Origin of the sequence: Caproiciproducens galactitolivorans, from assembly GCF_029266045.1 — a bacterium.
Classification (GTDB): domain Bacteria; phylum Bacillota; class Clostridia; order Oscillospirales; family Acutalibacteraceae; genus Caproiciproducens; species Caproiciproducens galactitolivorans.
On record NZ_JAJUFJ010000002.1, the window covers coordinates 130,211 to 153,713 of the forward strand.

General features: G+C 50.2%; 22 protein-coding genes and 1 other annotated feature. All 22 genes read right to left on the reverse strand.

Features of this window, described 5'->3' with window-relative positions:
- Positions 1-86: 86 nt before the first annotated feature.
- Complete coding sequence (glpK, locus tag P9B68_RS03100; RefSeq protein ID WP_135657713.1) at positions 87-1,583, reverse strand: glycerol kinase GlpK; 1,497 nt, start codon at positions 1,581-1,583, stop codon at positions 87-89.
- Positions 1,584-1,921: 338 nt separating this feature from the next.
- Positions 1,922-2,485 carry a TetR/AcrR family transcriptional regulator C-terminal domain-containing protein gene (locus tag P9B68_RS03105; RefSeq protein ID WP_135657712.1) on the reverse strand — a complete coding sequence of 188 codons (564 nt, stop codon included), beginning with the start codon at positions 2,483-2,485 and terminating at the stop codon, positions 1,922-1,924.
- A 121-nt stretch (positions 2,486-2,606) separates the two neighbouring features.
- Positions 2,607-3,170 (reverse strand): DUF5317 domain-containing protein, encoded by a 564-nt coding sequence (locus P9B68_RS03110; protein WP_277668438.1) that lies wholly within the window; start codon positions 3,168-3,170, stop codon positions 2,607-2,609.
- Entirely contained in the window at positions 3,167-4,477 is a 1,311-nt protein-coding gene (locus P9B68_RS03115) for an HD-GYP domain-containing protein (RefSeq protein WP_277668439.1), read from the reverse strand. The genes P9B68_RS03110 and P9B68_RS03115 overlap by 4 nt, the downstream gene beginning before the upstream one ends.
- Before the next feature lie 241 nt (positions 4,478-4,718).
- Positions 4,719-5,336: a hypothetical protein gene (locus P9B68_RS03120; protein WP_277668440.1), complete on the reverse strand. Its 618-nt coding sequence runs from the start codon at positions 5,334-5,336 to the stop codon at positions 4,719-4,721.
- Between the two features lie 243 nt (positions 5,337-5,579).
- Complete coding sequence (locus P9B68_RS03125) at positions 5,580-5,972, reverse strand: hypothetical protein (protein ID WP_277668441.1); 393 nt, start codon at positions 5,970-5,972, stop codon at positions 5,580-5,582.
- 103 nt (positions 5,973-6,075) lie between these two features.
- Complete coding sequence (locus tag P9B68_RS03130; protein WP_135657702.1) at positions 6,076-7,107, reverse strand: hypothetical protein; 1,032 nt, start codon at positions 7,105-7,107, stop codon at positions 6,076-6,078.
- A gap of 167 nt (positions 7,108-7,274) precedes the next feature.
- Positions 7,275-7,754: a Cys-tRNA(Pro) deacylase gene (gene ybaK / locus P9B68_RS03135; protein WP_135657700.1), complete on the reverse strand. Its 480-nt coding sequence runs from the start codon at positions 7,752-7,754 to the stop codon at positions 7,275-7,277.
- Between the two features lie 29 nt (positions 7,755-7,783).
- A complete protein-coding gene (gene cysS, locus P9B68_RS03140) occupies positions 7,784-9,190 on the reverse strand; it encodes a cysteine--tRNA ligase (protein WP_135657698.1) in 1,407 nt (468 codons plus the stop codon).
- Positions 9,177-9,839 carry a serine O-acetyltransferase gene (cysE, locus tag P9B68_RS03145; RefSeq protein WP_135657696.1) on the reverse strand — a complete coding sequence of 221 codons (663 nt, stop codon included), beginning with the start codon at positions 9,837-9,839 and terminating at the stop codon, positions 9,177-9,179. Before cysE ends, cysS begins: the two co-directional genes overlap by 14 nt.
- A gap of 40 nt (positions 9,840-9,879) precedes the next feature.
- Positions 9,880-10,083, reverse strand: a binding site (T-box leader).
- A gap of 107 nt (positions 10,084-10,190) precedes the next feature.
- Positions 10,191-10,790 carry a CDP-diacylglycerol--glycerol-3-phosphate 3-phosphatidyltransferase gene (gene pgsA / locus P9B68_RS03150; RefSeq protein ID WP_277668442.1) on the reverse strand — a complete coding sequence of 200 codons (600 nt, stop codon included), beginning with the start codon at positions 10,788-10,790 and terminating at the stop codon, positions 10,191-10,193.
- A gap of 11 nt (positions 10,791-10,801) precedes the next feature.
- Positions 10,802-12,133: a 30S ribosomal protein S12 methylthiotransferase RimO gene (gene rimO, locus P9B68_RS03155; RefSeq protein WP_135657692.1), complete on the reverse strand. Its 1,332-nt coding sequence runs from the start codon at positions 12,131-12,133 to the stop codon at positions 10,802-10,804.
- Entirely contained in the window at positions 12,134-12,748 is a 615-nt protein-coding gene (locus P9B68_RS03160) for a regulatory protein RecX (protein WP_243112928.1), read from the reverse strand. It abuts the gene before it with no gap.
- Entirely contained in the window at positions 12,745-13,857 is a 1,113-nt protein-coding gene (recA, locus tag P9B68_RS03165) for a recombinase RecA (RefSeq protein WP_277668443.1), read from the reverse strand. Before recA ends, P9B68_RS03160 begins: the two co-directional genes overlap by 4 nt.
- A gap of 132 nt (positions 13,858-13,989) precedes the next feature.
- Positions 13,990-14,835 (reverse strand): peptide chain release factor N(5)-glutamine methyltransferase, encoded by an 846-nt coding sequence (gene prmC / locus P9B68_RS03170; protein WP_277668444.1) that lies wholly within the window; start codon positions 14,833-14,835, stop codon positions 13,990-13,992.
- 20 nt (positions 14,836-14,855) lie between these two features.
- Positions 14,856-15,812, reverse strand: a complete 957-nt coding sequence (locus P9B68_RS03175) for a DUF1385 domain-containing protein (protein WP_277668445.1) — start codon at positions 15,810-15,812, stop codon at positions 14,856-14,858.
- Positions 15,805-17,271 carry a sensor histidine kinase gene (locus P9B68_RS03180; RefSeq protein ID WP_135657684.1) on the reverse strand — a complete coding sequence of 489 codons (1,467 nt, stop codon included), beginning with the start codon at positions 17,269-17,271 and terminating at the stop codon, positions 15,805-15,807. The genes P9B68_RS03175 and P9B68_RS03180 overlap by 8 nt, the downstream gene beginning before the upstream one ends.
- Positions 17,272-17,309: 38 nt before the next feature.
- Positions 17,310-18,014, reverse strand: a complete 705-nt coding sequence (locus P9B68_RS03185) for a response regulator transcription factor (protein WP_277668446.1) — start codon at positions 18,012-18,014, stop codon at positions 17,310-17,312.
- A 25-nt stretch (positions 18,015-18,039) separates the two neighbouring features.
- On the reverse strand, positions 18,040-19,380 hold the full coding sequence (locus tag P9B68_RS03190) for an FG-GAP repeat domain-containing protein (RefSeq protein WP_277668447.1): 1,341 nt from the start codon (positions 19,378-19,380) through the stop codon (positions 18,040-18,042).
- A gap of 230 nt (positions 19,381-19,610) precedes the next feature.
- Positions 19,611-21,644 (reverse strand): DUF5107 domain-containing protein, encoded by a 2,034-nt coding sequence (locus P9B68_RS03195; RefSeq protein WP_167875143.1) that lies wholly within the window; start codon positions 21,642-21,644, stop codon positions 19,611-19,613.
- Positions 21,645-21,675: 31 nt separating this feature from the next.
- Entirely contained in the window at positions 21,676-22,542 is an 867-nt protein-coding gene (locus P9B68_RS03200; RefSeq protein ID WP_135657676.1) for a carbohydrate ABC transporter permease, read from the reverse strand.
- 15 nt (positions 22,543-22,557) lie between these two features.
- Positions 22,558-23,469, reverse strand: a complete 912-nt coding sequence (locus P9B68_RS03205) for a carbohydrate ABC transporter permease (RefSeq protein WP_135657674.1) — start codon at positions 23,467-23,469, stop codon at positions 22,558-22,560.
- Positions 23,470-23,503: the final 34 nt, after the last annotated feature.

Here is a 23,503-nt window from a genome sequence, read left to right on the forward strand (position 1 = left end):
TTTATATCGGTCCCGTAGATAGGTCGCCCTCCCGCGGGACCGATTAGTAACTGTTTTAGTCGCTTTTCTATACTCGAACGAATGAATTAGTCTTCTTTCGCCCAACCGAAAGAGCATTTAACAGCCTTGTTCCACCCTTTGATAATTTCCTCACGATGAGCGCTGTCCATGGAAGGCTCAAAGATCTTGGAAATCTGCCAGTTCTTGATAACGTCTTCTTTGCTTGCCCAATAGCCAACCGCAAGGCCTGCCAGATAAGCAGCACCCATCGCCGTTGTTTCAATGCATACCGGTCTGTGGACAGGAGCATTGATGATATCGGCCTGGAACTGCATTAAGAAGTTGTTCGCGCAAGCACCGCCGTCAACCTTCAGAGCGTTCAGCGTAATGCCGGAGTCATCCTGCATTGCTTTCAGTACATCATAGGTCTGATAAGCGAGGGATTCCAAAGTAGCTCTGATGAAATGATACTTGTTCACGCCTCTGGTAATACCAACGACTGTACCTCTGGCGTACTGATCCCAGTGCGGAGCACCCAGACCGGTAAACGCAGGAACCACATAACAGCCGTTTGTATCCTTAACTTTCGTTGCCATGTACTCGGAATCTGGTGAAGAATCTACCAAACGCATTTCATCACGCAGCCACTGAATCGCAGCGCCGGCTACAAAAATAGAACCTTCAAGTGCATAATTAACTTTGCCGTCTAGGCCCCATGCAATTGTGGTAACCAAGCCGTTCTTGGAGTAAACCGGCTTCTCACCTGTATTCATCAGCATGAAGCAGCCTGTACCGTATGTATTTTTCGCCTCGCCGGGAGTATAGCAAGTTTGACCAAACAACGCAGCCTGCTGGTCGCCTGCGGCACCTGCAATTGGAATCGGGCCGCCGAAGAAGGACGAATCCGCTTCGCCGTAAACGCAACTTGACGGTTTCGGAGTCGGGAGCATGCATTCCGGAATATTCAGCTCGGCAAGGATTTCCTTATCCCATTTCAGCTCCGTAATATTAAACAGCATGGTTCTGGAAGCATTGGAATAATCAGTAACATGGGCCTTGCCCTTTGTCAGTTTCCAGATTAGCCATGTTTCAATGGTACCGAACAGTAAATCTCCGGCTTCTGCTCTTTGCCTTACGCCCGGAACATTATCAAGAATCCATTTTAATTTCGTGCCCGAGAAGTAGGCATCAATCATTAAGCCTGTCTTTTTCCGGTAAGTTTCTGTTAAGCCTTTTGCCTTTAAAGAGTCACAGTACTCTGATGTACGTCTGCATTGCCAAACAATGGCGTGGTAAACAGGCTCGCCTGTTTTCTTGTCCCACACAACCGTGGTTTCACGCTGATTGGTAATACCGATCGCCGCGATATCGGAAGCTACGGCTCCAATCTTCAGCATTGCTTCCTGAGCAACACCAATCTGGGTGGACCAAATCTCCATTGCATCATGCTCTACCCAGCCTGGCTTTGGGAAATACTGTGTGAACTCCTTTTGCGCCACGCTGCACATTTCACCCTTCTCATTGAAAAGAATACAACGTGAACTTGTTGTGCCGGCATCCAACGCCATTACATACTTGGCCATAAAAAAACCTCCCCTAAAATGTTTTTCCGATACAGTAATTGTATCTTTCGTTTGCCCCAAAGGGCACCTTCCCATAACTTTGGTTTTCCGGTTTTCACCGCATCACCATCTATGCGTATATCATAACACCCCGCCCCGAATTTGTATTTAGACAATTCTTTCGCTTTGTTTAGATATGATAAATATTATATAAACCATGCAATATTTTTAGTTATATTTGTAAACCATGTCTTTTTTTTAGGTAATTTTTCTATGTTTGATTCATTTTGCTTAGTGAGCATTAACAATTTTTTCGATATAGCAATAAAAAGCCCCGTACAAAATGTACAGGGCTTCGTTTAAATAGCAATCCGTTTTTCTTTTTCCGCGCCGTGATAAATAATTCGAAGCAGCGCTTTTATTTTCCCAATAATAAAATCTTCATCCTCCTGCATTCCTCGGCTGATCCACTGGATGCCATAATTTACAAAGGCCGATGTGAAAAAGTCCACGAGAAATTTTGCATCTTCTTTGCTTATGTATTTGCTGTTTGCAATGTCGATTCCCAGCTTTTCCACCCAATTGCGGACAACCGGCTGCAAATAGCCCTCCATCGACTCTTTTTTCATAGAACGTATGGTATTTCTGCAAAAGGCCCGGTTTGCTTTACAATACCGAATAACCTTCACGACCGCCGCTTCCCACGGCTCATCCCGTTCCTCAACCACCTGGTTAAAGATTTCAGTACTGTAAATCCATGTCAAGAGTTCATACATATCCTTAAAATGATAATAAAAAGTCTGGCGATTTAAACCGCAGTTACTTGTTACATTATGAACAGTAATTTTATTGAACGGTGTATGGCCCATCAGTTCTTTTAGTGAATTCGCCAACTGCTGTTTTGTCTGCGACGGATACTCCATACTCTCTCCTCCATTTTCACATTCAACTTTTTAAACAAATTTTAAAGGCATACCCTGAACAATAATATATATTATACTATAAATCAGCAATATGTTTCAAGGAAATTTTTATTATGCGAAATCAGATAAATAATTCAGGGTATTTATTATCAGTCAATGTTTGGACAATAAAAAAAGCTGTACCAAGACCGAGCAAAATATCCCCTATACTGATAAATCCACCGATTCGCGGAATCGGCACATAAATCACATCGCTTAAAAAAGAGAAATTCGCACCGTGCAGCGCAACGAAATAATTCGCCTTTTTTGCATATACCGCCTCCGCGGTTATATCCGGATAAACAGCTAGCGCACGCACCGACACCGGCATGCGCCACCCGTTGCAGGCAATCACGAAAAAATTGCAGAAAGTTCCCAGCCCAATCAGCCAAACCGGAGCCCTTTTCTGCCGATTTAGAAAGAGAAAAGCGAAAATACACAAATAGCTTGCAATTGTAAACATCCAGCCCGCTTTTTCAGCATAGGCCAGGAAAAGGGTAAACGGCAATTCAAGGGCAAGCCCCAGGACGGGCAGCCACAGGCCGCGGATCTCCCCCAGATTTCGATACTGGTTTTTCCTGCCGTGAAAAAAATTCAACAAAGCGGCAATCAGGATACCAGCAAGCGCAAAAAACAGTAAAATCATTCCTGTCCTCCCGTTTGAAGATAGCCCCTTTCGCGCAGTACTTCCAAAAAGGCAGAAACCGCCTTCGGATGGAACTGCTTCCCGCTTTCCTCCTGCAAAATCCGAGCTACCCGTTCAATCGGCATACTGGCGCAGTAAGCCCGGTCACTCGTCATTGCATCGAACGCGTCCGCAACGCCGATAATATAGGCTTCCATGCCGATTTCATCCCTTTTTGTGCCGTCCGGATAGCCGCCTCCATCATAGCGTTCATGGTGATGGCGGATGGCGGAACGCACTTTTTTATTCAGCTTCACATTCTCCAGAATTGCTTCGCTGATCAGCGGGTGTGTCATAATAACCTTCCGCTCTTCAGGCGTAAGCGGGCCGGGCTTGTTCAGAATTTCGTCGTCAATGCCGATTTTCCCCACATCATGCAACAGGGCGGCCACTTTGATATTATCCTGCTCCGACAAGGAACAGTGCAATTTGCGTGAAATCATCTCGGCGTAGTCTTCCACACGGTGTGAATGGCCCTCGGTATATTTATCCTTTGCCTCAAGCGCCGCTGTGAGCGTCTTGAGCATGTTGTAAAAATTCTGCTTTACATCGAGGTATAACACAAAACTGTACCGTGCCAGCAGCAAAGGGAGCGTGATCAGGATTACCAGAAACTCCCCGTTTTTTATTTCCATGCTTTTCGCAAGAAAATATGCGATCGGGGCAGAAGCCAAGATATTCGGGAAAAACTGGTACAGATTTTTAAAGAGCGCGGAAAAAAACGGAACCTGCTTGTCCAAATGAAACAGGAACATTAGAATGGCACAATTTAAAAGAAAAAATGTGACTATGGAAACAATCGCCGGAATAAAATTCTGCGGCTGGCTGATGTTTTTAATGTCTCCGCCGCATTTTTGGTATGCAACGGCGGCCAGAAATACAGCAATAGTAAAATTTCCCGCATTGAAAGCCGTCTTAATGGGCGGCTTATTAAAAAAATGGTCGTAGGTCCTGTCTTTCGAATTGGTCGGAACAATTACAAACGGCGTAGCAATAATAACCATCGCCGCCGATGCAAAGGGGCCTTTGCATAAAATAGACGCAAGATTGCAAATAAACGACATGTCAATCGCATAATCTTTTCTTATGTAAATGGGCAGACACCGGCAAATCAAGTACAAAAGCAGGAGAACGCCAAACTGCCTAAGTTCCGCCTTCGGATCCGAATAGGAAAAAACCGTATGAAAATATTGATAAACACAGTATGAGCCTAGCGTAATTCCGATTACTGAAATGAAACAGGCGTATATTTTTGAAGTACGGCTCATATGTTACCTCCTTCTTATATAAAAAATCAGGTTCGCAGCTATGTTAAATTAAGTTTATTGCCATGTAAAGCCTGCGCCTGCAGCCGCAATCACAGAAAGAATGGACATCAACGCAAAAAGAATTTTTTTCATAAAATATAGCCCTCCGTAAAACAGACTCTGTTCTCCGCTAGTAAACAGGCTATATCCTCTACGCTAGAAAAAAATTACTGCAAACCTGATTTTTAGCAAATAAAACCGGCTATGTATTCGCCAGCTTTCGGTTCAGAGCATCCAGCGTGGCCTTCACAACTGCCGAACCTGCGTCGTCGCCAATAAAGGAGCTGCCCAGAAAATGCTCCACCTTGCTCTGAATCTTCACCGCAATGCAAACGGCAACCACCTTTTCACCGGCCAAATCAAACGCCTTAATTTCAACCGGTGAAAGCACGACACAGGGATTTACAAAATTCAAAACCGCATTCAAAGTCGCCTGACAGATTATTTTATTGCCCTCCATTAGGTCATTCAGGCCGGTGGCCTCTCCGCTGAAGGTGGAATTCCCGTCGCAAAGGGTAACGCGGGCGGTGAAACGCTCTTTGTTTTTGGAAATACTGATTTCCTCGAAAACAAGGCGGTCTGTGAGCTTCATGGTATTCTCGGACGGAATCTGCGCGATACTGATCAGCTTGTGGTCAACATTCACACCGAAGCGCACCATCAATGCGGACTGAATATCCCGCGCGAGTTGCTTTGGGGAACGGCTGGTATCCGAAAGCACGTGGATTTCGGTAATCTCTTCGTCATTAATCACAATGTGAGACTTGATAATTCCAGCCAATTTGTCGATCAAATCCATGTACTTCTTTACCGAACTCATTTGGCGTATTTCCTCCATTTGAGAGCCCCCTATATACTTAGAATGAAAATTTCAAAAAAATTTTATTATTTAGATTATATTAAATTGCGAATTGCTTCGCAATGCTTTTGGAAAATATTATAATAATTTCTCCTTTATCTGTATAAAATCAAACCTGTCTGCCTCTCCTAATAATCAAACTTTTCCGGGCTTAAAGGCAACAAAAACCGCATGGTTGTAGCGCTTACAATCCATGCGGTAATTTTACGTTTTTTTAATAAATTCCGTTCTGCAAACCGGACAGGTAATACAAATTTTTCCTCTCCCCCTTGGTACGCGAAGCGTACTGGAACAATGCGGGCATTTAAAATAGCGGTGTGTCTGCCGGTCCTGGAAACGGCTATAGGACTTCTGCATCCGTGTCTTTACGGGGTACCACCATTTCAGAAAGCGGGCATTTTCCGCATAACGTCGGTTGATGTTCCTGGAAAAAATCCTGTAGAAACAAATCGCCAGCGGAATCAAGGCAAGCAGGGACAAAAACGGCACACGGAAAAATTGCAAAATCAGGGAAAGCATCATATAAAGAATTAGCAGAGCAATGGATAACTGGTCGGTACCATACCTGCCCATCATCATTCTTCGAAACCAATACATAAAAAGGATCTCCTCCTGTATAAAATACGGACAGCCCATCGACCCCCGTATTCTTTATCATAACATACGGAACACATAAATATTTGAATGAACCGTGAAAGTTTTATGAAACGAACTGAACGCCCGGCGCCTTTACCATGTCGGACAGCAAAACACGATGCATATCCGCCAAGTGCCCGCCAGCAAGCCGCGCCTTGCCGTCGGGGCCAACGCAAAAGTCTGTTCCGCACAGGATCGTATCCGAAATATATTTTTCATCCCGGTTAAAATCAAACACGAAGAGCGGTTCCCCTTTTTTTCCTCTGCGGGAACAGACATAGCGGTACACCTGCTCCTCAAGCTCCTGATTTTCAAAATCCGAGTTGACATAGCAGCCAAAAATGCAGTTCATTCTGATCATGCGGCGGGTAAAGCGGTCCGATGTCAAATCGTTCACATTATCGGTATTGTAATACGCATGGAAGCCGTAAAAGCATTTCCATTCATGCAAATCACAAAGAATTTGGGGCTGCACTTCCCTGCTTTCCGTCATATCCACGGAAAAGATCAGATTCGGCGTTTTCATGATCGGTTCTCTGAACCCTTTCAGGGAAGTCGTCGGGTCCATCGCAACGAAAACACAGCACTCCCTGTGATTTTTGCAAAGCTCCAAAATCCGCCCTATTTTTTCTCCGCATTCCCCGAGCTTAAAGACACAGGTGTAGATCCCCAGGGAAACGGAATCCGTAAGGATTTTATCTATTTCCCGGAAGTTCAAAGCGTTTTCCCCATCCTCACTGCAATCAAAGCGCAGGAGCCACGGAATGCTCTTACCCGCGGCCGCTTCTTTTCCCCGCAGGATTTCCGCCCCGTAGTTCAGCCCCGTATAGCCGAAATTCAAACCCACGGTCTTGACGGTATCCGGCCATACATTCCGGGTCATATTGAGGAGCAGTTCATAATAGGGATTATCGGGGTCTTTCAGAATCTCATGCGCGATTTTGAAGAACCGTTTCTGTGCCGGTGTTTTGGAAAAGTTGTCCCCCATATCCGCCAAATTGCGAATGCTTCTCCCGGGGTCGGACTGTATATCCCGAATAGCCTTATCGATAAGAATGCCAACGGCTGTCCGTATAAGCTTATGTCTGTACTCCATTTTTTCCGCTCCGTTATCCTTAATGATTCAAGTATAAAAAGAATCCCTCTGAAAAGGAATAGACAGTTTCCCTTTTTGTCCTGTTTTTGTACAGTTCTATGGATATGTCAAACACGGAAAAGCACCCGGCGGAAAACCGGATGCTTTCACAATTGCCAAATCAGCATTTACTGAGCGATTTCCGCGGTTTTTCCGCCGATAAAGTTTAGCAGGGCGTGGGGTTCCACCTCTATCTGCGCGCCGATTTTCCCGGCGCTTACAATGATGGACGGAAACTGTTCACAGCTGCTGTCAATAACGGTCTGAAACTGCTTTTTCATACCGATTGGGGAACAACCGCCGCGGATATAGCCGGTCACTTTGTTGATTTCATCCACATGAATCATCTCAACCGATTTCTCCCCCACGCTTTTCGCAGCAGCCTTCAGGTTCAGCTCCTTTGCAACCGGAACCACAAACACGTAAAAGTTCCGGCTGGCGCCCCGCGTGACAAGGGTTTTGAAAACCTGCTCGACGTTCTGTCCCAACTTGTGGGCTACGGAAACGCCGTCGATCTTTCCATCCTCATGATCGTAAAAATAATATTTATACGGTATTTTCGCCCGATCCAAAATGCGCATTACATTCGTTTTATTATCCTTTGCCATTCCTATTTCACCTTTCGTATTCGCGGCGGTTACTGCTCAATCCTCCATTTGACTCCCTGCGGCGTATCTTCCAGCACAACATGACGCGCCTTCAGCTCGTCGCGGATTTTATCCGCGGTCGCCCAGTCTTTATTTGCCCGCGCCTTGGCACGTTCGGCAATCAGCTTTTCAATTTCCGCGTCAAGCGTGGTTTCTTTCTTCGTATAAAGCAGGCCCAGCACATCCGCAAGCTCGTTAAACAGGTCGAGCGCAAAGCGGCAAAGTTCCTTCGATGGAGCGGTGGAAGCGTTGAGGTTGGAGTTGATGTCGCGCGCCAGATCAAACAGCGCGGAAACCGCGTCCGCCGTATTCAGGTCATCCTCCATCGCCTCGATAAAGTGATCCTGATGCGCTTCCAGCTTGCGGCGTACGGCATGCTCGTCCGGCTTTTCGCCCGAAACGGACTTTTCCATCAGAAACTGCAGATTGTCGCGGCAGTTGTAGAGCCTTTCCAAAGCGGCTTTGCATTGTTCGATGACCTCTGTGCTGTAATTGATGGGCGTACGGTAATGCGACGCGACCATCAGGTAACGGATTGGCTCGTAGCCATACTGCTCGGCAACATCGCGGACAGTAAAGAAATTATTGAGGCTCTTGCTCATTTTACGGTTGTCCACATTAATGTAGCCATTATGCATCCAATAATTTGCGAAAGGAACGCCGTTGCAGCATTCGCTCTGCGCAATCTCGTTTTCATGATGGGGGAAAATCAGATCCTGCCCGCCGCAGTGGATATCAATCGTTTTACCAAGGTAGCGGCGCGCCATAGCGGAGCACTCGATGTGCCATCCCGGGCGGCCTTCGCCCCAGGGAGAAATCCAGCTCGGTTCGCCGGGCTTCGCACCCTTCCAGAGTGCGAAGTCCATGGCGTCCTCTTTAATTTCACCTGTCGCGATGCGCGCGCCGGCCTGTAAATCCTCCAAAGGCTGGTGCGAAAGCTTTCCGTATCCTGCATCCTTTTTGGTGCGGAAGTAAACGTCCCCGTTGTCCGTGGCATAGGCATAGCCCTTCTCGATCAGATCGGAAACCATTTTGATGATTTCATCAATATTCTCGGTCGCGAGCGGGTGAATTGTTGCCGGGCGGACATTCAGCCCTTTTGCGTCAGTTTTGTATTCCTCGATATAGCGCTCGGATACCATCAGGTAATCGGTTCCCTCTTCCATTGCCCTGCGAATAATTTTGTCGTCGATATCGGTAAAATTCTGGACATAGGTCACCTTCATCCCGCGGTACTCGAAATAGCGGCGCAGCACGTCAAACACACAAATTGGGCGCGCGTTTCCAATATGGATGTAATTGTACACCGTCGGGCCGCACGCATAAATTTTAACCTCTCCCGGCGTCAGCGGAACAAATTCTTCTTTCTGGCGTGTTAACGTGTTATAAATTTTCATCACGGTTTCCCTCTCTTTGTCTGATGATTTCATCAAGCTGTTTTTGCAAGCCTTGTAATTTTAATGCCATATGGCAAAGCTCCTGGGATACGGGGTCCGCCACGTGGATTTGATCCATATTGTACGGGCGCACGCCGTTCAAACGGACCACTCTTGCCGGAACGCCGACCGCCGTCGCGTTGTCCGGAACCTCGTCTAGAACCACCGCGCCCGCCGCAACGCGGGCATTGTCGCCAACGCGGAACGGCCCGAGCACCTTCGCCCCCGCGCCGACCATCACGTTGTTGCCAAGGGTCGGGTGGCGCTTTCCGTGGTCCTTCCCGGTGCCGCCCAGCGTAACCCCTTGGTAAAGCGTACAATTGTCGCCAATAATGGTAGTTTCCCCAATAACGACGCCCATACCATGGTCGATAAACAATCCTTTCCCAATGGTCGCCCCGGGATGGATTTCAATTCCTGTTTTATGCCTTGCCCGCTGTGATAAATAACGGGCAATGAACTTCATGTTATGTTTATAAAACCAATGCGCTTTACGGTAAGCGCGTACCGCCTTGAACCCGGAATACAGAAAATAGACTTCCAGCCTCGATCTGGCCGCCGGGTCACGTTCCATAATGGAATCAAGCTCTTCTTTCAGTCGCTTAAACATTGTATTCCTCCATATAAAAAGCCGCCTCCGTCCCTTTGGGGACGGAGGCGGCGTCTTACCGCGGTTCCACTCCGTTTTCTCACTCGAAAAGCCTGTAACAGGGCCAACCGTGCGGGGATACTGGTTTTCCCCCCGCCTGCTCACGGATGCATTTCGCCGCACGCCTTGCAAAGGACGTTTTCAGCCTCGGCGTCCCCTCTCTGATACACACAGTACGGTTACTTCTTCCGCTCATTGCATTTTTAATATCATACTGATAATATAGTAAGATTTCCGTAAAAGGTGACAATAGTATATACCAAAAAGCAAAGGAAGTAAACCCCCGCCGGTTTTCACGCGCGGGAAACCTTTTTATTTCGTCGTATTGATCACATCGATGTTCTGCACAATATAAATAATACCCGAAAGCAAGGCAAAAAATGTCGCAATCAGAATCAGAACATAGCCGGCCGCCGCAAACACATCCGCACTAGGCATGCCGCCGATTGTAAAGGAGGACAGCTTTCCAAGAGAAATCAGTTCCTGCACGTACTGGAAAAGCAGTATGGCAATAATGGCGATAATCTGGCTGACGGTTTTTGTTTTGCCCCATTTATTGGCGGCGATCACTACGCCGCTGTCCACCGCAACAAGGCGGATCGACGTCACCATGAATTCGCGCGCGATGATCACCAGCACGCACCAGGTTGCCGCAAGCCGGAGATCCACAAAGCAGACCAGCGCCGAAATCACAAGGATTTTGTCGGCCAAGGGATCCAGGAATTTCCCGAAATTGGTAACCTGATTGTTTTTACGCGCAAGCTTGCCGTCGTAATGGTCTGTTAGCGCCGCTGCGCCGAACAAAATGGCCGCCCAGAGATAATGGTGCGGAATACCTGGAATTAGAAGGACAGCAACAAAAAAAGGAACCAGGATAATGCGCATCACCGTTAATTTATTCGGAAGATTCATACACGCGCCTCCTACTCAGCAATGATTCCATACAGTTCACAGTCGACACATTCCAGTATTTTCACATCTACAAAACTTCCGGGCTCGAAATTTGCATTCTCTGCGGTAAAATAGATGCGGCCGTCAATATCGGGCGAATCCGCCCAGGAACGACCCGCCCAGCAGCCGGACTCCTCATCGTAACCTTCCACCAGAACCCGGAAGGTTTTTCCGGTCTGCTGTTCGCCCCACTCCTGCATGATACGCATCTGGTCTTCCATAATCCGCTCCATGCGGTTCTGTTTAACATCCTCGTCAATCTGATCAGGCATTTCCGCCGCCGCAGTTCCCTCTTCCTGCGAATACGGAAAGCACCCAAGGCGTTCGAAGCGGATTTCGTTCACAAATTCCGCAAGCTCCGTAAAATCCTCGTCGGTTTCACCGGGGAAACCGGTAATGAGCGTGGTGCGAAGGATCAGATTCGGAATCTTTTCCCGCATCTTCCGAATTAGCGCGGTCAATTCTTCGCGGTTCCCTGTGCGGCGCATCAATTTTAGGAGCCTGCCGCTGCAATGCTGAAGCGGCAAGTCCATATACTTTACAATCTTTTCTTCACCGGCGATCGTTTCCAGCAATTCGTCAGTAATATAATCGGGATAACAATATAAAACGCGAATCCAGGCAACGCCTCCAATTTCACACAAATTCTTTAGAAGCTGCGGAAGCATCAGCTTTCCGTAAAGGTCCCAGCCGTACTTTGTTGTGTCTTGCGCAATTAAAATGAGTTCTTTTGCGCCATTTTGCACCAATGTTTTCGCTTCTTCAACAATATCCTCCATCTTGCGCGAGCGGTAACGCCCGCGGATAAACGGAATCGCGCAGTAGGCGCAGCGGTTGTCGCAACCTTCCGCAATTTTCAGGTACGCAAAATAGCCGGGGGTGGAAAGACGGCGTTCGCCGTTGAGCGGGAGGAGCGTTTTCTCCGGAAAGCTTTCCAGCTTTACCCCTTCGAGCGCTTTTCCGACTACGGAGGCAATGTCGCTGTCCGCGCCGATTCCAGCCACGGCATCCACTTCCGGCAGTTCTTTCAGGATTTCCTCCCTGTACCGTTCCGCCAGGCAGCCGGTAACGATAATCGCTTTGATCCTGCCAGCCGCCTTTAAGCCGGCAAGTTTCAAAATCTCGTCAATGGATTCTTTTTTCGCGGCGTCAATAAAGCCGCAGGTATTAACGATGACGGCGTCCGCCTGCGCGGCGTCGTCCTCTATTTCATAGCCCGCTTTTTGCAACGCGGCCATCATGATTTCAGCATCCACCTGATTTTTCGCACAACCAAGGCTTACCAGGCCCACACTATATGCCATTCATTCGTCCTCGTTTTCCATTTCATTTATCGCTGTGCGGATATCGTCCCAAAAATAACCGAGCCTTTGCAGCGCGGCAATGCTCCTGCGCCGCCCCTTTTCATCCTGGGGCATACCGCCGTATTTTTTCCGCAGTATCTCTTTGATTTTTTCAACCGGGTCCGGTACGGCTTCCTCAATAATCTGTTCCGCAAGCTCCCGGTCGATTCCCTTCTGCTGCAGTTCCCTGCGCGTGCGGGAAGCGGAATACCCTTTGCGGCAAAGCAGATCCGCCGCAAGCCGCTTTGCGTAGTCCTCGTCGTTTACAAGGCCGATGTCCGCCATATGCTGCGCCGCCGCTTCCGCCGCCTCGCGGGAAGCAACGCGGCTGATTTTATCCGCAAGCTCTTTCTGCGAATAGCTCCGGCGCTCCAGAAGATAAAGCGCCTTTTCGCTTGCGCGCCGGCTGTCGCTCGCCTGAATCAACTCATGGAGCTGCTCGTCGCTGATTTCCTGCCCCGCGCGAAAACCGGATTTTAAAAGCGTTTCGGTGTCGATATTCACCGCGAATTCCCCGTCGATGAACAGCGCCGAAAGGCTTTTCCTGCGCGGTTCGACCGCCGTAATCAGCATCATTCGTCATCTGCGGAAATGTCGATATTGGCAGTCTTTCCGCGGGAAGCGTTGTTCGTCGGCGCGGGCGTTTCCACTTCGACCGGCTTCGCTGCAGAACTGGAAGAAGAAGCGGCTTTGGTGAACAGCTTGCCGACATTCTCCTTGACCTGCGCTTCGATTTCGCCGGCGATATCGGCATTTTCCGTTAAAAAGTTCTTTGCGTTGTCGCGTCCCTGCCCAAGGCGCGTTTCCTTGTATGAGAACCACGAACCGCTTTTTTGAATAATCTCCAGTTTAACGGCAAGATCAAGCAGCTCCCCTACGCGGGAGATCCCCTTGCCGTACATCACGTCAAACTCCGCCTCGCGGAACGGCGGGGCGATTTTATTTTTTACCACCTTCGCACGGGTACGCGAGCCGATCAGCTCGGTTCCGTTTTTCAGCGTTTCGATTTTTCGGATATCAATGCGCACGGAAGCGTAAAATTTCAGCGCGCGGCCGCCGGGAGTAACTTCCGGGCTGCCGTACGTGATCCCAACCTTTTCACGGAGCTGGTTGATAAAGATGGCGACACAGTTCGATTTCGAAATCGCACCCGCCAACTTGCGCAGCGCCTGGCTCATCAAACGGGCCTGAAGGCCGACGTGGGCTTCGCCCATTTCGCCGTCGATTTCCGCGCGCGGCACCAATGCGGCAACGGAGTCTACGACAATCACGTCGATCGCACCGGAACGCACAAGCGCTTCCGTAATTTCCAGCGCCTGCTCGCCGGTATCCGGCTGGGAAACCAGAAGCGAATCCACATCCACGCCCAGCGCGCGGGCGTAAACCGGGTCGAGCGCATGCTCAACGTCGATAAATGCGGCGTTCCCGCCGTTTTTCTGCCCCTGTGCGATGCAATGCAGGGCAAGCGTGGTCTTACCGGAGCTTTCCGGCCCGTAAATCTCCACGATTCTTCCACGGGGAAGTCCCCCGATTCCCAGCGCCAAATCAAGCGACAGTGAACCGGTCGGAATCGCTTCCACATGCATTGCCTCATTCTGGCCCAAGCGCATCACCGCGCCTTTGCCGAACTGCTTTTCAATCTGTGCAAGCGCCGTTTCCAACGCTTTGGTCTTATCTGTCGCCATGCTTTCCTCCAATTTATGACAGACCTTCCACCGTAAGGCTTTCGGTCCCAAATTTGCAGTTTCTACCTTTAAAATTATACCGTATCTTTCTACGAAAAGCAATATACAAAAGAACGGATCACGAACGTATGTTTAATCTTTGCCCCATATGCCGCCCACCACGCGGGCGATGCCGTTAAAGTCCTTTTCGACCCGTATTTCGCCCAATCCAGCGTCCTGAAAAAGAGCCGCCACCTCCTCAGCCTGCCCGTCGCCGACTTCAACCGCCGCAATGCCACCGGGCTTTAATTTCGGTAGCCAAAGCTTTGCAATTGCGCGGTAAAACAGAAGGCCGTCCGCGCCGCCTTCCAACGCCGTATGCGGCTCGTGCTTCACTTCTTCCTGCAGGGTTTCCATTTCAGCGGTTGTAACGTAGGGTGGGTTGGAAACGATACCATCCCACTCTGGGAATTCCTCTGCTCCCGGATGCAGAACGTCCATACGGAGCGGCGTTACATTGTGAAGTCCCGTATTCCGGATATTTTTTTGCAGATAGGAAAATGCGCCGTCGTAAAGCTCCACGGCGCATATCCGCGCTTTTGGATAAAAATAAGCCAGTCCGAGCGCAACTGCGCCCGTGCCAGAGCAGAGATCCAATATAGACGGATTGTTCTTTCTTTTTAAAAGCTCTGCCGCGGTGCGCACCAGAAGCTCCGTTTCCTCGCGCGGGATTAAAACACCCTCTCCGACCAGCAATTCCAGTTCCATAAACGGCCATTTGCCAAGGATATACTGGAGCGGCCTGCCCTGCGCCCGTTCTCCCACAAGCGCGGCATATTCCCCGGCCTTTGCGTCCTGCGCCGGTTCCCTTTCGTGGACGGCGAGCTGCTGCCGGTTATAACCGAATACTTTCTGGAACAGGCACGCCGCGTCAAACGCGGGGCTTTCGTTCCCCGCGGCAGCCAGCCTGCTTTTCCCTTTCCGGTAGGTTTCTCCCAAAGTCAACGTCCACACCGCTTTCAACCAACTTTTATTTTATCCTCGCCGTTTTCAGGTATAACCTGCTGCATGGCGGCGATGGCAACCTCGATCATACTGTCGTCGGGCTCCTGCGTAGTGATGTGCTGCATCCAAAGCCCCGGTGCGGAAATGATGCGGGTCGCGGTGTTTTCACACCGGCCACAGAGACGGATAAATTCATACCCGATCCCCATAATCAGCGGGATACACAGGATTTTTACAATCGTCCGGACAAAGGGATTGCCGAACGGGATAAAGAAGCCCACGATGATGCCCAGCAGCAGCATAATGACCAGAAAGCTTGTCCCGCAGCGCGGATGGAACCGGCTGTGGCGGCGCACGTTTTCCACCGTAAGCTCCTCATTGTTTTCATAGCAGAAAATCGTCTTATGTTCCGCCCCGTGATACTGGAAAAGCCGTTTAATTTCCGGCATGCGTGAGCAAAAATAAATGTAAATAATAAAAATCGCAATGCGCATAATGCCTTCCACAACTGACCGCCAGGGCGCAAAGCCGGGGCCGGCAACGTAGTCGCGGATCAGGTTAAAGAGGAATGTCGGAAGCATAAAGAACAAGACAACTGCCAGCAAGAGACCCAGAACCGTACTTGCAACCATGATTGCGTTCATCATTTTATCGCCAAAGGTTTTCTGCACCCATTTGTCAAATTTAGACGGCTCCTCATCCTCTTCCAGCCCCGCCTTTTCGACGGAGACGGAAAGCGCCTTGTAGCCCATCGTAAGTGAATCGATCATTGCCGCAACGCCGCGGAGCAGCGGCAGGCGGAAAACAGGGTACTTATCCTTTATAAATCCGGTGTTCATTTCCTCAAGGGAGATACTGCCGTCGCTTAACCGCACGGCGATTTCGGTTTTCTTGGGACCGCGCATCAGAATCCCTTCGATCAGCGCCTGCCCACCGATGGACGTGATGCATTTTGTTTTTTCTCTAGCCATTCTGTTCGGAGTTCCTTTCTTCGTTCTCTGCTTCCGTTTCCGGGGCGTCTTCCATCTGTTTTAAAGTAGGGATAAAAATTGTCACAGCCGTCCCGACGTTTTCGCGGCTTTCGATTTCCAAGCTGCCGGAATGAAGCTTCATGATTTCATCGGCAAGCGCAAGCCCGATTCCCGAACCGCGCACCGTTTGGTTGGCCTTGTAGAATTTCCGCTTAACCTTCGGCAGGTGCTCTGCCGGGATTCCGCAGCCGTTGTCGCTGATTACCACGCGGATAAACCCGCCCGCCTCCGAGGCGGTAATGCTGATGGTTCCGCCCTCGTCGGTATATTTCAAGGCATTGTCAATAATATTCACAAACACCTGCCGCAGCCGGTTGATGTCGCCCAGAACCGGCGAGAGCATGGCGGGTTCCTCATAAAGCAGGAATTTATGTTCCGTCTTGGCGCGCTCGCTGAACATATACACAGCCTCGCCCAGCTCGGCAAGTATATCGATTTTGTCCATTGTCAGCGTTATGCGGCCGCTCTGCATGCGGGAAAAGTCGAGCAGTTCTTCCACAATGCCGGAAAGTCGCTCGGATTCGCGGATAATAATCCCCATGCCGCGTTCAAAGGTTTCCTTGTCGTTTTCACTAGCCTGCATGGTTTCCGCCCAGCCCTTGATTGCGGTAAGCGGCGTGCGCAACTCATGCGAAACGGAAGAAATAAAGTCGTTTTTCATTTTTTCGGCGGCTCCCAGTTCGTCCGCCATATCGTTGATGGTGTCGCAAAGCTGCCCAATTTCGTCGTCATTCACCTTTTGGATGCGCGCCTTAAAATCCCCCTGCGCAATGCGCTTGGCGGTAGCGCCGATTTCCTTGATCGGGGTGATAATGGAATTCATAAAATAAAAATTCGAAATAATGACAAAAAGGATGATCAGAAGCCCCGCCAAAATCAGCGTGCCGCTGATGAGGAAAACCTGCTTGTCGGCTTCCTGAAGGGAAGACACGTAACGGATTGCGCCAACGAAATTCCCGCGGTTATTGCGCATAACGCGCGTAACGGCGATCACCTTTTCCCCGCTGGTCAACTGGCCCGTCCAGGTGCCGTATCCGCTGATGCTGGTAAGCGCCTGATGGTAATCCGGCATGGGCTGGTTTTCATCCGGCGCAAAGCCGATGGAGGTGATGATGATTTTCCCGTTGGAATTGAACACCATCAGTTCCATGCTTTCCTTGTTCGGAAAGTTTTCCACATAATTGCGGGCGGCTGTGCTGAATTCACTAGGCGATTTCCGCCCGTAATCGGCAAATACGTTTGTCAGCTCGTCGGAACGGCTGCTCAGCGCCGTCTGTATCCCATTGTAAACATAATCGCGTATTACATAGGAAAGAGTTAAAATCAGCGTAACCAAAATAAGCAGGATTACGCCGAAGCTGTTTAAAAGCCAGCGCCGAGTAATGCCGGTTACTTTCATTCCTCTTTCCCCTTCCTTTAGTCTGAAAATTCTGCTGCTCAGGCTTCCCACTTATAGCCAAGTCCCCAAACCGTAACAATATGCTTCGGGTTCGACGGCTCATCTTCCACCTTCATGCGGAGCCGGCGGATGTTAACGTCCACGATTTTCTCCTCGCCGAAATAGGATTCGCCCCAGACATGCTTTAAAATATCGGTGCGATCCAGCGCGGTGCCCGGGTTGGAAAAGAAATACTCCATGATCTGGAATTCGACCTGAGTCAATTCTATCGGCACGCCCTTTTTCATGAGCGTCCTGCTCCGAAGGTTCAGGGCGAATTCGCCGGAACGGATTTCCTCCTTAAAATTATTTTCATTGCGCATCTGTTCCAGCGCGACGCGGCGGTACACCGCGTCCACACGGGCTACCAGCTCGCTTGGGCTGAACGGCTTTGTAACGTAGTCGTCGGCGCCCATCATCAGCCCGCTGACCTTATCCATTTCCTGGGTGCGCGCGGTAAGAAGGATAATGCCGATCGAACCGCTTTTCTGCCGGAATTCCTTGCACACGGCAAGGCCGTCGTACTTGCCCGGCATCATAATATCCAGTACGGCAACGTCAATATTGCCGCCCTCGCGCTCGTACAGTTCCAACGCTTCTTCCCCGTTGGCCGCTTCCAGCGTGTTGTAACCCGCGCGTTTCAAATTAATAACCACAAATTCTCGAATTGCCTGTTCGTCTTCGGCAACAAGGATGTTTTTCATACCTGTTCCTCCGTTTATCCAATAATTATTCCTGATTCATCAGTTTAAAGCTGTTCTTCACATCGCCGCTGCTTAATGACAGCGGATTGTCCGGCGAAGGAGAACATGCTGCAAAAATCATATTATTCGATTCCATAAGCTCATAAAAGCCCGGGGCCGCTTCACCGCCGTCCCATTCCTTTTCGGAGAACACCTGTATTTTCAGAAGCGGATCGCCCAACAGGCCCCCGGCCTGCTTTTTGTCCGCCTTCCACTCATAGAAGGTGACCGTACGCGTTACCGTATCCGCCTTGGTCGTTATCCGGCCGCGCCACATATCCGGGATTAAGAACCAGTACCCGTCGGAATAATCAAGCACCATGCTCATGACGCGCACCATCTCGCCGGTCTGGGTATCATAACGGTTCCAATCCGTAATATAGGCGGCCTCGTCCTTTGTCTGCCCGTCGTAACCCGGCATCAGGCTAACAATCGGCACCTCGATGATTCTATCATTGTTAATATCTTTTGACACCACGGAGGTATCCCTCAAGGTATAATTTGCAATGTTGGATCTGGGGTCAAAGAAGGGCGATTTTAGAATCTTGGTTGTTTTATCCCAGTAAAGCATTTCCGTCACAAGGGTATTCGCGCTTTCCATCCCGTCCAGCACAATGCCGTTCTGCTTTTCGTTGATCAGCCCGGTCTGGACGGACACATATTTGGTAACCGCGCTGTCCATTTGGCAGGAGCCCATGATTTCCACGTTCCCGTCCTTGATCCGGATCAGGCGGGCAAGTGCCGGCTGGTCGCCCACGCTGACGCTCGCGGTAAAGATTTCATCCCTGCCGTCGCCGTCAAAATCCATAACCGCCATTTCAGTATATGTCTGGTCAACCTTCAGTTCGTTCATTTTCCCGTTTTTATAATAATAGACACAGATGGTGCTCGTATTGTTCAGGCTGTTCCCCCAGCCGACGATCACATCGTCCTTGCCGTCTCCGGTCACATCCCCGAAGCAGACCTTATCCACCTGCGCCGCCGGGTTGTTGAAAAAGCCCATGTCGACCCATTTGCCGCCGTCCTTCTTCATAAACATAAGATCGGTTCCGGTCGCCTCGTCCCCTTTTTGAAAAATGGCCATGGCCTCGTCATTTTTATCTCCGCAGACGTCATGAGTAATGATTGCCGAACGGTAATCCCCGGTGCGCGGGTATTTCAGCGTCATTTTCCCGTCGGTTTTGCTTTCCAGCAACGCGTGAATATCCGCTTTTTCGCCGGTCGGCTTCGGCGGACGCATCAGCGTCTGCGCGTCCAGGCCAACAAACGAGCAGCCCGACAGCGTCAGGGCCAGCATAAGCGCTATTGCTACAGCTTTCAGCTTCATTTCACCACGCCTTTTCCTTTTCTCGTCGATTATTCATTATAACATTTTCTCACCGAAATGAACAGTATCAATTATGTAATCGGAACCCGCCAAAAACACAAGCGCCGCCCGCGGAACCGCAAGTAATGCCCTTCCTAAACGGAAGCCTCCATTCGGCACCGGCAGCCTTTTGCAAGCAGAAAGCCGCCGCACGGTTTTCACCATGCGGCGGCCTAGATGTATTTATGGATTCATTGGGAGGAAATCGTCATGCGGAAATCCAGATTATACGGCGGATGGCAAACCGCCTTTACCTCGTCCAGAAGCACGTGCCAGTCCGGCACGCCCCTCTCCTTCGCAAGGCGTACCGCCTGCACGTTGAACCATGTGTCCAACAGCATGGTTTCCCCCTCGCGCATGACGGCAAAATTGCTTGCAAACTGCTCTTCCAAAAATTCCCATTGCCTCAGTTCAAACGCGGCCTGCACGGTGTTCAGTCGAACACGCTCAACGTTTTTCAGCGCTTGGGGAAGATCCTTGTAACAATTCCACGCCCGCTCAAAACGGCCGGCCTTTGTAAAAATATCGATCGCGTCCTGCGCGAAAACGGCGGATTGCTCCACACCGCCCAGCGAAAGCGCCTGTTCCATGTAATTGCAGGCGGTTTCCCAATCTTCCTCCTGCGCCGCGGCGCTGGCAAGGTTTCGGCAGCAAATCGCGGTGGGGCGCAGCTTCAGGGACTGTTCCATTGCCGCTACGCCCTCCTGCCATTTTCCCTCCTCGTAGAGCATCAGGCCAAGGTGCAGCAACGCGGCTGCGTTCCGGTTTTCCGTCTTTTCAAGGGAGTGCGCCAAAAGCGCCGCCCAACGGGAATCGGTCATCCACGAAACGGGCAGGGTATCCGGCTGAAGATCAGGCAGTTTTTCCGTCCGCAGTAGGGTAAGCCACGGCGCTTGCAGATCCCCCATGGTCTTGTGGGGGAAAACCAGCCCTTTCGGAACAATTTCCGGATCGCGCTCCGCTTCCAAAGCGCCCCAGCCGCTGCCGTAATGCAAGATTTCATCCGGCGTGGTGTCCTCCAAGCTCTCGAAACGGCGATCGGCCCGTTTCAGCTCTTCTGCGCCCAAGCGGACTTCCACAAGATCATAAACATAGGCTTTAGATTGCTGCCAGCTTGAAAAGGTACGGCTTGTGTCCACATTCATACCGCCAAATGCCTGTGTAAAGCGCACACAGCCGTTCGGCGCCAGATCGCGCCCATGCACCTGCGTTGGCGAAAGCCCCGCCTGAATTTCAAAGTAATCGCCCTGCCCATCCAATGACAGGAAATCCTTCCAGTGCCGGCCGCCGCGCTGGACACCCCAGCAAAACATTTTGCGGTAGCGCAACGTCGGCGTAGAGCGCTCCCAAAAGGCGGTTCCGTCATTGTACGCGGCAACCTCCCACGCATCAGAAAAAAGCGGCCGGTTTTGGAAAAAGTATTCGTTGGAATACGGAAGATTTTGGGGATAGCTTCCATCCCTGCCGTTCAGCGTCCTTAAAAACGGCATAGTATCGTGCGCAAAGCCGTGGACGCTTTGGGAAGCCATTGTTTCCGGCTGAATACAGATCACCCCGTCGCTCCCCGAAAACACGCGTACATTCTGCTCCTCACGCACAGCGATATTCGTCCACCAGTAAAGCGGCACGCTTTCCGGCTTTGTGTTTACAATTTTCACGTGTGCGAAAAGGCAGGCTGAATCTTCCGGAAGATGAAAGTCCACCTGGAGGAAAAAGCATTTCTGGCGCTCATATTCGTACATCCTCAGAAACGGTGTCCCGTCTGGATCCGTACAACGCGCAAAAAACATCGGCTCGCAGGTAAGGCAGGTATGCCCAAACTGCCCCAAGTTCCACTCAATACCGCCCGAAAACCACGCGTTGCGGATCGCAAGATTCGCAACGCGCAGCACCGGGTTGGTAAACAGAAGCTCCCGCCCGGCCTTCTTATCGAAAAGCGACCAGAGCCGCCCGCCGTAATCGGCAAGGAATTCCGCGCGGAGAAAATCATTTTCCATAACGACGGTGGCAAGCTCCTGCTCCTGCAAATCCCTGCGGTACCTCTCCTGCACCAAATACGGCAGTTCCCGAAAACCGGTCTGGTAGCCGAACCCCTCGCGTTCGTTTTCCAAAAGCCCGGCGTCGATGAGCGTTTTGTTCTGCTCGCGATCGCGAAAGCGCGGCAAAGGATTTCCGTTTTCCAGAACGGCGCCCTGTATCTTCAATGCGGTACGGTATATTTTCAATTGAAACGTCTCCCCATTTGTTATTCGGTAATCATCCCTTGATCGCTCCACCCGTCACACCGGCGATAATCTTCTCAGAGAGGAAAATATAAAGGAGGAACGTAGGCAGGAACACGATCACGACGGCGGCGAACATCCCGCCCCAGTCTCCCGTGTAGCGCATGGACTGGATCATGGCATACAGTCCGACTGCAACCGGCCGCGTCTTGGCGGTATTGGCGAAAATCAGGGAGATGAAATATTCATTCCAGATCGTAATAAAGTTAAAAATGCTGACCGTAATAATTCCGGGCTGCGCCAGCGGCAGCATGATCGTCCAGAACGTTTTCATTGGGGAACAGCCGTCGATGGCGGCCGCCTCTTCGAACGTAACCGAAAGGTTCCGGAAGAACGTATTCAAAAAGAAAATCGTAAAGGGCAGGTTTACCGCAATATAAAGGAAAATAACAAGCCCCTTGGACTGATTCATATGAAGCTGGCTGAAAAGCGAGAACAGTGGCATGATAATCATGATCGCCGGAATTCCCAGCGCCGTTGCAAACAAATTCTGTATCAGGCCGTTCCCGCGGAATTTAAAGCGGCTGAGCACATAGGCGGCAGGTGCGCCGAGAATGATGACCGCTGTGCAGGAAACGGCTGTATAGAGAAGGGAATTCATAAAATAGCTGGAAACTTTCTGCGTTTTCCATGCCTTCACATAGTTTTCCGGATGCAATCCGGTTGCAAATTTGAAAATATTCCCGTCGAAAATCTCTCTTGTGGTAGAAAAGGAAGCCAAAATAATCCAGCCGATCAGAACAAAGGTAAAGATTACCCAGATTCCCACAATAATATAACCCGGGGCCAGGGCCATTTCCTTTTTCCAGTTGTTTTTTTCTCTTATCTTTTTTTCCTTCATTGCTCCGTCCCCCCCTTAAAGCTCTACATCGTCGTTCTTGACAATCAACTGTGAAAGCATGAATACGACGACAACGACAATGGTAAGAATCACGCCGATGGCCGCACCCGCGCCGGAGTCGCGCACCGTAACCGCGGAGTTGCTCGCGCCAAATACCAATTCGTACATATAGGACATCGGCGTAACCGTACTTGCGCTCAGGTTGACCGGCGAAAACAACTGGCTCCATACAAAGAAAGCCATAGTGCTGACCGTCCACAGAACGATATTCGTGCGGCAGACCCCTTTCAGAAGGGGAAGCGTAATCTTCGAAAAGCGCTGAAACACATTTGCCCCCTCAATGGTTGCCGCTTCGTAATAATCCACCGGGATCCGCTCAATGCCGCTCATCCAGATCAGCATGTGATAGCCCACCATACCGAAGCAGTAAGCAACCAGCATGCTCCAGAACACCATTTCCGGCGACGTCCACTGCGTTGCCGCCAGCTTGCTTAAGCCGATGGATTTTAAAACGGAACTGAGCAGTCCGAAGTCCGGATTATATACATAGTTAATCCACATGGTCCCCATAGCGACCGCCGAAATGACATTCGGCAGATAGATTACGGAACGAAAAAAACTCTTCCCGTGAACGCCGCTCGTCAGGATCACGCCGAACAGCAGGGACACCACCATTACGCCGATACCGCCGATCAGCCAGATCAGGGCGATATTTTTCAGGGAGCTTACAAATAAGGGGGTGTTGAAAAGTGTCTTGAAATTGCCAAGGCCGTTAAACTTCCACAGGGAAACGGAATCCGTCACACCCTCCACCTTAAAAAAGCTCATGACGACGGTTCTGGCCGTAGGGTACAGGAATACCATCAGGTACAACAATACCGAGGGAGCGAGGAAAAGGATGATCATGGACTTGTTTTTTGTTTTCATAAGAACCTCCCGCGATTACCATAAACAAAGGGCA